At 56.9% G+C, this 1,292-nt stretch carries 3 protein-coding genes; 2 read left to right on the top strand and 1 reads right to left on the bottom strand.

The features are described 5' to 3' along the window. Nucleotides 1-28: 28 nt before the first annotated feature. Complete coding sequence (locus tag RCF13_RS03200) at nt 29-301, bottom strand: antirestriction protein ArdA (RefSeq protein WP_343237366.1); 273 nt, start codon at nt 299-301, stop codon at nt 29-31. 494 nt (nt 302-795) lie between these two features. On the opposite strand from RCF13_RS03200, the gene RCF13_RS03195 reads away from it, so the two are divergent. Further along, nucleotides 796-987 (top strand): hypothetical protein, encoded by a 192-nt coding sequence (locus tag RCF13_RS03195; protein ID WP_308140865.1) that lies wholly within the window; start codon nt 796-798, stop codon nt 985-987. A gap of 9 nt (nt 988-996) precedes the next feature. Further along, a partial coding sequence (locus tag RCF13_RS03190; RefSeq protein WP_308140864.1) for a DNA cytosine methyltransferase occupies nt 997-1,292 on the top strand: 296 nt, incomplete at its 3' end.

Here is a 1,292-nt window from a genome sequence, read left to right as displayed (position 1 = left end):
TCATTAATTGCTGGCCGCGCGATCCTGCTCACCGAAATAAACCAGTTCTGCTGACGAACTGACCATGATAGCAGTCGTCCAAGGTGGATATTGCTTGGTCTAAGTCGCTGCTGAACTGCTCCAACAGGCCAGCGCCGAGTGCGCCATGTTCTGCGATAAAGGCGGCCATCCGCGCCACGCTGTCGATGCCAGCATATTTAGAAATGCTGATGCCCTCGAAGCCCTCATAGTCGTGAATGGCGTATTCCTCCGCGTCCTCGACAGGGGAACGGGCAAGCATCGCGGCAATCTCGTCCCTGATCTGGTCGGCGTCCTGATTCGCCTCGATCCAAGCTCCATGCAGAATGCCTTTGTTGTAGGCGCAAGGCAGGCCACATAGATGCGGAGATTGCTGTCGGATACGTTGGCCATGTCTCTAATCCTCGGGACTGAAGGTCAGCGAAGCGGAACGCCGCGCCTGACCTCCTGGCCGTCGCCGAGACTGGGGTAGCAACGAACAAGGGCGACCACGGTGGAGGGGGATCCACCCGGCCTGCACAAACCCCTCGGGGTGCGGAAGGGTGGGGATACCGCCCCGGACGGTTCCACTTACCTTGCTCGCGCGAGGGCAAAGCCCCTAGCAATGGGGGCGAGATCAGAATCGGCCCGGCAGGCGCGCAAGCCAAAGGCGCGGGACTGGAGGCCGCAGCCTTGGCCGCGCCAGCAAAACCCATAGCCAGCCTCAGATAACCCCGATAGTCTTCACTTGAACGGAATAAAAACCATGGTATCATGATCTCATCATATGGAGTGGTCATGAGCAGCCTCAAGCAATCCGACCGTGAAAACACACTTCAGATCACAGTTCCCGCAGTGACGAAAAAGAGCCTACGGCTCAAATCGGCGGAAAGCGGAGAAACGATGAGAATGATTGTTTTGCGTGCGCTGAACGCGGCTGGAATTGAGGTGCCAAACAAGGAGCTTAAGGACCGGCGTAAGGGACAATAGGGGCGGCAGTTGACGGAAAAGAAAAAAAATGTCGGCAAGCTGGCGCGGGGCAATGGGAAATCCGATGTGCTCGCATGCGATTTGTTCGCCGGAGCTGGCGGATTTTCTTTAGGCGCTTACCAGGCAGGCATAAAGGTGGCAGCCGCCGTTGAATGGGATAAGCATGCCTGCGCCACCTACCGATCCAACCTAATTGACTCCAAGATGACGAAAACTCAGTTATTCTCGGACGACATTACGGCGCTGGATCCCCGAGAGGTGCGGAAAAAGGCTGGCTTCGACAAGTTTGGGTGCGACATTCTGCT

The sequence above is a fragment of the Stenotrophomonas maltophilia group sp. RNC7 genome (assembly GCF_030910085.1).
GTDB classification, from domain to species: Bacteria; Pseudomonadota; Gammaproteobacteria; order Xanthomonadales; family Xanthomonadaceae; genus Stenotrophomonas; species Stenotrophomonas sepilia.
This window is presented reverse-complemented; position numbering and strand designations above follow the sequence as displayed.

Coding starts and splice junctions, on each gene's coding strand:
- RCF13_RS03195 (WP_308140865.1), top strand. CDS start 796: ATGAGCAGCCTCAAGCAATCCGACCGTGAAAACACACTTCAGATCACA.